Below are 9612 nucleotides of genomic sequence, written 5' to 3' on the forward strand. Positions count from 1 at the left end.
TGCAAGCCCACCCGCTCGCCTTGAGCTTGAGGCTTGTAGCTGAAAGCTTGCAGCTGCTTTTTAGATATCCAGCAACAGACGAGCCGGATCTTCCAGCAGGTTCTTGATGGTCACCAGGAAGGTCACAGCTTCTTTGCCATCGATCAGACGGTGATCGTAGGACAGTGCCAGGTACATCATCGGACGGATCACGACCTGACCGTTGATGGCCATCGGACGCTGAATGATGTTGTGCATGCCCAGAATCGCTGCCTGCGGCGGGTTGACGATCGGCGTCGACATCATCGAACCGAAGGTACCACCGTTAGTGATGGTGAAGGTACCACCGGTCATCTCGTCCATCGACAGTTTGCCGTCACGGGCTTTTTTGCCGAATGTGGCGATGCCGCCTTCGATTTCAGCCAGGCTCATCAGCTCGGCGTTACGCAGAACCGGTACAACCAGGCCACGGTCGCTGGAAACGGCAACGCCGATGTCCGCATAGCCGTGATAAACGATGTCGCCGCCGTCGATCGACGCGTTGACAGCCGGGAAGCGCTTCAGCGCCTCGGTGGCCGCTTTCACGAAGAACGACATGAAGCCCAGACGTACGCCGTTGTGGGACTTCTCGAACAGGTCCTTGTACTTCGAGCGCAGGGCCATGACTTCGGTCATGTCGACTTCGTTGAAGGTGGTCAGCATCGCCATGTTCGACTGGGCTTCGACCAGACGCTTGGCCACGGTGGCCCGGACGCGGGTCATCGGTACGCGCTTCTCGATGCGGTCGCCAGCGGCGAACACAGGCGCAGCAGCCGAAGGAGCGGCAGCCTTGGCAGGTGCGGCAGCCGGAGCAGCTTTCTTCGCAGCCACAGCGGCAACTACGTCTTCCTTGGTCACACGACCGCCCTTGCCGGTGCCGGCAACGGAAGCGATGTTGATGCCGTTTTCTTCAGCCAGCTTGCGCGCAGCCGGAGCTGCGATCGGGTCATCTTCGCCATCGGCAGCAGCCGGTGCGGCGGCGGCAGTAGCAGCCGGAGCAGCAGCGGCTGGAGCAGCGGCAGCAGCACCGCCCTCTTCGATCGAGCCCAAGACCTGGTTCGACAGAACGGTAGCGCCCTCTTCGGCAACGATTGCGCCCAGCACGCCGTCCGCTTCAGCCAACACTTCGAGCACGACCTTGTCGGTTTCGATGTCGACGATCAGGTCGTCACGCTTGACGGCCTCACCTGGTTTCTTGTGCCAGGTGGCAACGGTGCCATCGGCAACCGATTCCGGGAATGACGGGGCTTTGATTTCGATAGCCATTATCTGTGGGTCCTTAAAATTCGGTTTCAGTCAGCGCGAAGGCGTTAAACAGTGAAAGCATCTTGCAGCAGTTTTTCCTGCTGCTCGGCGTGCATCGATGCGTAACCACAAGCTGGCGCAGCCGAAGCCTCACGGCCCGCGTACTCAAGTACGAGAGTCTTGTCGAGGTTGGCGATGCTGCGACGCAAGTGATGCTGGCTGCAGTACCAGGCACCCTGGTTCATCGGCTCTTCCTGACACCAGACGGCATGTCTGGCGTTGGTGTACGGAGCCAGGACTTCCTTCAAGTCGTCCTCAGGGAACGGATACAGCTGCTCGATACGCACGATGGCGATATCTTCGCGGCCTTCGGCACGGCGTTTTTCCAGCAGGTCGTAGTAGACCTTGCCGCTGCACAGAACCACGCGCTCGACCTTTTTCGGGTCCAGTGCGTCGATTTCCGGGATCACGGTCTGGAACGAACCTTCGGCCAGATCTTCCAGGGTCGACACGGCCAGCTTGTGGCGCAGCAGCGACTTCGGCGTCAGCACGACCAGTGGCTTGCGCAGCGGACGAATCACCTGGCGACGCAGCAAGTGGTAGATCTGTGCCGGAGTGGTCGGCATGCACACCTGAATGTTGTGCTCGGCGCACAGTTGCAGGTAACGCTCAAGACGTGCTGAGCTGTGCTCAGGGCCCTGACCTTCGTAACCGTGTGGCAGCAACATCGTCAGACCGCAGAGACGGCCCCACTTGTGCTCGCCGCTGGTGATGAACTGGTCGATCACGACCTGTGCACCGTTGGCGAAGTCGCCGAACTGGGCTTCCCAGATCACCAGTGCGTTTGGCGTGGTGGTCGAGTACCCGTATTCGAACGCCAGTACCGCTTCTTCCGAGAGGAACGAGTCGTACAGGTCGAAACGTGGCTGACCGTCGTACAGGTTCTGCAGCGGAATGTAGGTGCCCGCGTCTTTCTGGTTGTGCAGCACAGCGTGACGGTGCGAGAACGTACCACGGCCGATGTCCTGACCGGTCATGCGGATCGGGTGACCTTCAAACGCCAGGGTCGCGTACGCCATGGTTTCGGCGTAACCCCAGTTGATCGGCAGGCCGCCGGCTTGCATCTTCTGACGGTCTTCGTAGATCTTCGCGACCTGACGCTGAACCACGAAGCCTTCCGGAATTTCCAGCAGCTTGGCGGACAGCTCTTGCAGGGTCTTCAGGTCGAAACGAGTGTCGTGACGCGCAGTCCAGGCGTGGCCCAGGTACGGACGCCAGTCGACGAACAGCTCTTTGTTCGGCTCTTTGACCAGCGATTTCACTACGTGCAGGCCGTTGTCCAGCGCGTTGCGATATTCGTCGACCTTGGCCTGAACACGTTCAGCGTCGAGCACGCCGGCCTGGGTCAGGCGATCAGCGTACAGCTCACGGGTGGTGCGCTGTTTGGTGATCTGCTGATACATCAGTGGCTGGGTGCCGCTTGGCTCGTCGGCCTCGTTGTGGCCGCGACGACGGTAGCAGACCAGATCGATCACCACGTCACGCTTGAACTGCATGCGGTAGTCGATGGCCAGTTGGGTCACGAACAGCACGGCTTCCGGATCGTCACCATTCACATGGAGGATCGGCGCCTGGATCATCTTGGCAACGTCGGTGGCGTACTCGGTGGAACGCGAGTCCAGCGGGTTGCTGATGGTGAAACCGACCTGGTTGTTGATCACGATGTGCACGGTACCGCCGGTCTTGAAACCGCGGGTCTGCGACATCTGGAAGGTTTCCATGACCACGCCCTGACCGGCGAATGCCGCGTCACCGTGGATGGAGATCGGCAGGACTTTCTCACCGGTCAGGTCGTTGCGACGGTCCTGACGGGCGCGCACCGAACCTTCGACCACCGGGGAAACGATCTCCAGGTGGGACGGGTTGAACGCCATGGCCAGGTGAACTTCACCGCCGGTGGTCATCACGTTGGACGAGAAGCCCTGGTGATATTTGACGTCACCGGAACCGAGCTCGACCTTCTTCTTGCCTTCGAACTCGTCGAACAGCTCGCGCGGGTTCTTGCCGAAGGTGTTGACCAGTACGTTCAGACGGCCACGGTGAGCCATGCCGATGACGACTTCCTTGGTGCCGTACGAGCCGGAACGCTGGATCAGTTCGTCGAGCATCGGGATCAGGCTTTCGCCGCCTTCCAGGCCGAAACGCTTGGTGCCCGGGTATTTGGTGCCCAGGTATTTTTCCAGACCTTCACCGGCAGTCACGCGCTCGAGCAGGTGGCTCTTGATGTCGGCGGAGTACGTTGGACGACCACGCACGCTTTCCAGACGCTGCTGGAACCACTGGCGCTGCTCGGAATCGGTAATGTGCGTGAATTCAGCGCCGATGGTGCGGCAATATGTCTGCTGCAACGCTTCGTGAATTTCGCGTAGGCTCGCTTCCTCTTTGCCGATGAACAGGTCGCCGGCACGGAAGGTCGTATCAAGATCGGCATTGGTCAAGCCGTAATGATTGATCGACAGGTCTGCAGGTGCAGGACGCTGCCACAGCCCCAGCGGGTCAAGCTGGGCTGCCTGGTGGCCACGCATACGGTAGGCCTGGATCAATCGCAGCACTTCAACTTGCTTCTTCTCGTGCTCACTGCTCACGCTGCCGGCGGAAACCGGTTGGGCGCGGCGCTGGTTCTTTGCCAGCAGCACGAAATGATCGCGAATCGTCGAGTGCGAAACATCAGTGGCAGAGTTGCCGTCGGCCGGCAACTTCTGAAAGTAGGTGCGCCACTCTTCTGGCACAGCGTTAGGGTCGTGCAGGTAGAGCTCATAAAGCTCTTCCACATAGGCAGCGTTTCCACCTGAAAGGTAGGCGCTGTTCCACATGCGCTGCATCACGCTTTCTTGCATGCTTGGTCACCCTCGGTTAGGGGAACACCATCGGTGTCGACACCGAGCAAACTTGCAGAAGTCCGAATGCAGCGACTAAAACAAGCCACCTAGGATCACACTGATAGTCCGGGTACCAGCCCGGATGCCCCTGCTTGTCTCATTTCTTCAAAAGAAGAGCTGCAGCTTTTGGCTACGGCTCTGGTTATAGCCATGACGCGGGTTGAAGCCCGCGCCACAGCCTCTACGGTGCAACGGTTACAGCAGCTGAATCACACGCCGCTCGAAAGCAGCATGTTACGGATGTGACCGATGGCCTTAGTCGGGTTCAGGCCTTTCGGACATACGTTGACGCAGTTCATGATGCCCCGGCAGCGGAAAACGCTGAACGGGTCGTCGAGTGAAGCCAGACGCTCGCTGGTCTTGGTATCGCGGCTGTCTGCCAGGAAGCGGTAGGCTTGCAGCAGCGCAGCTGGACCCAGGAACTTGTCCGGGTTCCACCAGAAGGACGGGCAGGAGGTCGAGCAGCAGGCGCACAGGATGCACTCGTACAGACCGTCGAGCTTTTCGCGCTCTTCTGGCGACTGCAGACGCTCGATGGCCGGAGCCGGCGTATCGTTCTGCAGGTAAGGCTTCACCTTCTCGTATTGCTTGTAGAAGATGCTCATGTCGACGACCAGGTCACGGATAACCGGCAAACCTGGCAGTGGACGAACGATCAACTTGTTACCTTTTACAACGGCAGACAGCGGCGTAATGCATGCCAGACCGTTCTTGCCGTTGATGTTCATGCCGTCGGAACCGCAGACGCCTTCACGGCAGGAGCGACGATAGGAGAACCCTTCGTCCTGCTCTTTGATCAGGGCCAGCACGTCCAGCACCATCAGGTCCTTACCACCGGTATCGACCTGGAAATCCTGCATGAACGGCGCAGCGTCCTGATCAGGGTTGTAGCGATAAACACTGACTTGCAACATGGCGGTCACCCTTAATAAGTCCGGACTTTAGGTTCGAAAGTCGGAACAGTCTTCGGCGAGAAGTTCACGGCACGCTTGGTGACGCGCTTGTCACCCGGGAAGTACAGGGTGTGGCACAGCCAGTTTTCGTCATCACGGTCTTCGAAGTCTTCACGGGCGTGAGCGCCGCGGGACTCTTTACGTACTTCGGCCGCGATGGCGGTAGCTTCAGCCACTTCCAGCAGGTTTTGCAGTTCCAGCGCTTCGATACGTGCAGTGTTGAACGCCTGCGACTTATCGTTGATCTTCACGTTGGCGATACGCTTGCGCAGATCGGCCAGCTGAGCGATGCCCTTCTGCATGTATTCGCCGGTACGGAATACACCGAAGTAGTTCTGCATGCAGCTTTGCAGCTCGCGACGCAGGGTGGCAACGTCTTCACCGTCGGTACGGTTGTTCAGCGCGTTCAGACGCGACAGTGCAGCTTCGATGTCGGACTCGGTAGCGTCGTCGTATTCGATGCCGTCGGTCAACGCCTTTTCCAGGTGCAGGCCGGCAGCGCGACCGAATACCACCAGGTCGAGCAGCGAGTTGCCGCCCAGACGGTTGGCACCGTGCACCGATACGCAAGCCACTTCGCCTACGGCGAACAGACCAGGAATGATCTGGTCCTGACCTTCAGCGTTCTGGGTGATCGCCTGACCATGAATGTTGGTGGCAACGCCGCCCATCATGTAGTGGCAGGTCGGCACAACCGGAACCGGAGCAACTACCGGGTCAACGTGGGCGAAAGTCTTGGACAGTTCGCAGATGCCTGGCAGACGGCTGTGCAGCACTTCCTCGCCCAGGTGGTCGAGTTTGAGCATTACGTGGTCGCCGTTCGGACCGCAACCGTTGCCGGCGATGATTTCCTTGACCATCGAACGGGCAACTACGTCACGACCGGCAAGGTCTTTCGCGTTCGGAGCATAACGCTCCATGAAACGCTCGCCGTGCTTGTTGATCAGGTAACCACCTTCACCACGGCAACCTTCTGTGACCAGTACACCGGCGCCGGCGATGCCGGTCGGGTGGAACTGCCACATCTCGATATCCTGCACCGGTACACCGGCACGCAGCGCCATGCCCACGCCGTCACCGGTGTTGATCAGGGCATTGGTGGTGGACGCGTAGATACGGCCTGCACCGCCAGTTGCCAGAACAGTCGCCTTGGCGCGGATGTAGGAGGTTTCGCCGGTTTCGATGCAGATCGCGATCACACCAACGAATTCGCCTTCCTGGTTTTTTACCAGATCGACAGCATAGTACTCGTTGAGGAACGTGGTGCCGGCTTTCAGGTTGCCCTGGTAAAGAGTGTGCAGAAGCGCGTGACCGGTACGGTCGGAAGCGGCGCAGGTACGTGCAGCCTGACCGCCCTTGCCGTAGTCCTTGGACTGGCCACCGAACGGACGCTGATAGATACGGCCTTGCTCGGTACGCGAGAATGGCAGACCCATGTGGTCCAGCTCGAACACGGCAGCCGGGCCTTCCTGACACATGTATTCGATAGCGTCCTGGTCACCGATGTAGTCGGAGCCCTTGACGGTATCGTACATGTGCCAGCGCCAGTCATCGTTCGGGTCGGCAGAGGCGATTGCGCAGGTGATGCCACCCTGTGCGGATACAGTGTGCGAACGGGTCGGGAAAACCTTGGTGATCACCGCAGTCTTGTGGCCGCCCTGTGCCAGCTGCAGCGCAGCGCGCATGCCGGCACCGCCACCACCAATGATGATGGCGTCGAAAGAAATCGTTGGAATGTTAGCCATGAATCAGATACCCCAGAGAATCTGCACACCCCAGACGAAGTAAGCGAACATTGCAACGCCGCATACTGCCTGGAAAAGGAAACGTATCGCCGTTGCGGACTTGCCGAACGCCATCGGCGTCAGGTAGTCGGTCGCGATGGTCCACATGCCGACCCAGGCGTGAGCGCCCAGAGCAACAAGGGCCAGCAGGCTGAAAATACGCATTCCGTTATGAGCGAACAGTTCATGCCACTGGGCATACTCGAGGCCAGGGTTGGCGACGATGTATCCGATCAGAAAGATGAAGTAAGCCGCGAGAACGACCGCAGACACACGCTGTGCCATCCAGTCATAGAGGCCCGAACGCGACAGGTTAGTGACGTTAGTTACCATATCCAGACTCCTGCCAGAACGATTACCACCACGGAAACGGCGATAACGATTTTCGAGCCCAGCTTGCCGCCTTCCAGCGTCTCACCGATGCCCATGTCCATGATCAAGTGGCGCACACCGGCTACCAGGTGATACAGCAGAGCGGACAGGATGCCCCAAATCACTAGCTTGGCTAGCGGACTGGTCAGACACGCTTTCACCTGACCGAAGCCTTCCTCGGAGCTCAGCGACTTGTCCAATGCATAGAGCATCACGGCAAGGCACACAAAGAGGATGACACCGGAGATACGGTGAAGAATGGACGTGTAAGCAGTGACTGGGAGTTTGATGGTCCTTAGGTCTAGGTTTACAGGTCGTTGGCTTTTCACGGCTTTTTTTTCACACTGAAGAGCCCCTAACAATCAGGGCAAAGTTGTTGGGGAGTGCACTGGTCAGGTAACCACCACCCAGGGATGCGACCCCCAATGAAAGCAAGCCCAAAAGCCCTTGGCGGTCGGTGGCCGAGTATAGACAGTTAGGCTACTAATGACAACGCGTTCACCTACCCCCAATAGCGGATTGCACAAGTTGCATAAAAGGCGTAAATGGCAGGCAATTTCGAGGAAAAAGTCGGCTTAAAGCCTTCTGGAGCAAGACTTTAGGCAAATTGACATTCGAATTTATCTCACTATAGTGGTGCGGGCCCTGCGTGGGGGGTCTGTCTGATGGTTCAAGCATAAATAGGAGGCCACATGGCTGACAAAAAAGCGCAGTTGATCATCGAGGGCGCAGCCCCCGTCGAGCTGCCCATTTTAACCGGCACCGTTGGTCCCGATGTAATCGATGTCAGGGGCCTGACGGCCACGGGCCGCTTCACTTTCGACCCGGGTTTCATGTCGACCGCTTCGTGCGAATCGAAAATTACCTATATCGACGGCGACAACGGCATTCTGTTGCACCGCGGCTACCCGATCGAACAGCTGGCTGAAAAGTCGGACTACCTGGAAACCTGCTACCTGCTGCTCAACGGCGAATTGCCGACTGCAGAACAGAAGGCCCAGTTCGTCAGCACCGTGAAAAACCACACCATGGTTCACGAGCAGCTGAAAACCTTCTTCAACGGCTTCCGTCGTGACGCCCACCCGATGGCCGTCATGTGCGGTGTAGTCGGCGCCCTCTCGGCCTTCTACCACGACTCCCTGGACATCAATAACCCGCAGCATCGCGAAATCTCCGCGATCCGTCTGGTTGCCAAGATGCCGACCCTGGCAGCGATGGTTTACAAGTACTCCATGGGCCAGCCCATGATGTACCCGCGCAACGACCTGACGTACGCGGAAAACTTCCTGCACATGATGTTCAACACCCCGTGCGAGATCAAACCGATCAGCCCGGTACTCGCCAAGGCCATGGACCGGATCTTCATCCTCCATGCCGACCACGAGCAGAACGCTTCGACCTCCACCGTGCGTCTGGCCGGCTCTTCGGGTGCCAACCCGTTCGCCTGTATCGCCGCCGGTATCGCCGCACTGTGGGGCCCTGCCCACGGCGGTGCGAACGAAGCCGTGCTGACCATGCTCGACGAGATTGGCGATGTGTCGAACATCGACAAGTTCATCGCCAAGGCCAAGGACAAGAACGATCCGTTCAAACTGATGGGCTTCGGTCACCGCGTCTACAAGAACCGCGACCCTCGCGCGACTGTCATGAAGCAGACCTGCGACGAAGTGCTGAAGGAACTGGGGATCAACAACGATCCGCAACTCGAACTGGCCATGCGCCTGGAAGAGATCGCCCTGACCGACCCGTACTTCATCGAGCGCTCGCTGTACCCGAACGTCGACTTCTACTCGGGGATCATCCTCAAGGCGATCGGCATTCCGACCAGCATGTTCACTGTGATTTTTGCCCTGGCACGTACTGTGGGCTGGATCTCGCACTGGAAGGAAATGCTTTCGAGCCCATACAAGATCGGCCGTCCGCGCCAGCTGTACACGGGTTACGAGTCGCGTGACATTACCAAGCTGGAAGATCGCAAATAAGGTTTTTTCTTTTTGTGATGGGTTAGTGGTGTGTCAGGAACGGCCTCTTATATAGAGGCCGTTTTTGTTTGGTTTGCCCTCCAGAATTCTGAGCATATCCGTTGCTGCGGTAACGGCTTCTTATGGTTTCGCTCTTACAGCGAGTCACCTTTTCCAAACGCCGAAAAGGTAACCCAAAAGGCTTTGCTCCGGCGTACGGCCCGCTCGCTAAAGCTCGGGGTTCCTTCGTTACGGAACCGATCCGGGCGCAGCGAAGGAACCCGAGCCTGCGAGGGCCGAACGCAGGAGCAAGCGTTTTTTTGCTTACTTTTTTTAGGCG

At 58.4% G+C, this 9612-nt stretch carries 7 protein-coding genes; 1 reads left to right on the forward strand and 6 read right to left on the reverse strand.

The genetic code is table 11. From position 1 onward, the window contains the following. Positions 1 to 60: 60 nt before the first annotated feature. From odhB to sdhC, 6 genes are all read right to left on the reverse strand, one after another. Complete coding sequence (odhB, locus tag VNV36_RS18235; protein WP_325719127.1) at positions 61 to 1284, reverse strand: 2-oxoglutarate dehydrogenase complex dihydrolipoyllysine-residue succinyltransferase; 1224 nt, start codon at positions 1282 to 1284, stop codon at positions 61 to 63. Between the two features lie 44 nt (positions 1285 to 1328). After that, positions 1329 to 4160, reverse strand: a complete 2832-nt coding sequence (locus tag VNV36_RS18240) for a 2-oxoglutarate dehydrogenase E1 component (protein ID WP_325719129.1) — start codon at positions 4158 to 4160, stop codon at positions 1329 to 1331. A gap of 251 nt (positions 4161 to 4411) precedes the next feature. Then, positions 4412 to 5116, reverse strand: a complete 705-nt coding sequence (locus VNV36_RS18245) for a succinate dehydrogenase iron-sulfur subunit (RefSeq protein WP_016773675.1) — start codon at positions 5114 to 5116, stop codon at positions 4412 to 4414. An 11-nt stretch (positions 5117 to 5127) separates the two neighbouring features. Beyond that, positions 5128 to 6900, reverse strand: coding sequence for a succinate dehydrogenase flavoprotein subunit (sdhA, locus tag VNV36_RS18250; RefSeq protein ID WP_024012149.1), 1773 nt, complete (start codon positions 6898 to 6900; stop codon positions 5128 to 5130). Between the two features lie 3 nt (positions 6901 to 6903). After that, on the reverse strand, positions 6904 to 7272 hold the full coding sequence (sdhD, locus tag VNV36_RS18255) for a succinate dehydrogenase, hydrophobic membrane anchor protein (protein WP_008049683.1): 369 nt from the start codon (positions 7270 to 7272) through the stop codon (positions 6904 to 6906). Next, positions 7266 to 7640, reverse strand: coding sequence for a succinate dehydrogenase, cytochrome b556 subunit (gene sdhC / locus VNV36_RS18260; protein ID WP_325719133.1), 375 nt, complete (start codon positions 7638 to 7640; stop codon positions 7266 to 7268). Before sdhC ends, sdhD begins: the two co-directional genes overlap by 7 nt. A 363-nt stretch (positions 7641 to 8003) precedes the next feature. On the opposite strand from sdhC, the gene gltA reads away from it, so the two are divergent. After that, a complete protein-coding gene (gltA, locus tag VNV36_RS18265; protein ID WP_003222994.1) occupies positions 8004 to 9293 on the forward strand; it encodes a citrate synthase in 1290 nt (429 codons plus the stop codon). Positions 9294 to 9612 lie beyond the last annotated feature (319 nt).

Origin of the sequence: Pseudomonas sp., assembly GCF_035554175.1 — a bacterium.
Taxonomy (GTDB): domain Bacteria; phylum Pseudomonadota; class Gammaproteobacteria; order Pseudomonadales; family Pseudomonadaceae; genus Aquipseudomonas.

Coding starts and splice junctions, on each gene's coding strand:
- odhB (WP_325719127.1), bottom strand. CDS start 1,284: ATGGCTATCGAAATCAAAGCCCCGTCATTCCCGGAATCGGTTGCCGAT.
- VNV36_RS18240 (WP_325719129.1), bottom strand. CDS start 4,160: ATGCAAGAAAGCGTGATGCAGCGCATGTGGAACAGCGCCTACCTTTCA.
- VNV36_RS18245 (WP_016773675.1), bottom strand. CDS start 5,116: ATGTTGCAAGTCAGTGTTTATCGCTACAACCCTGATCAGGACGCTGCG.
- sdhA (WP_024012149.1), bottom strand. CDS start 6,900: ATGGCTAACATTCCAACGATTTCTTTCGACGCCATCATCATTGGTGGT.
- sdhD (WP_008049683.1), bottom strand. CDS start 7,272: ATGGTAACTAACGTCACTAACCTGTCGCGTTCGGGCCTCTATGACTGG.
- gltA (WP_003222994.1), top strand. CDS start 8,004: ATGGCTGACAAAAAAGCGCAGTTGATCATCGAGGGCGCAGCCCCCGTC.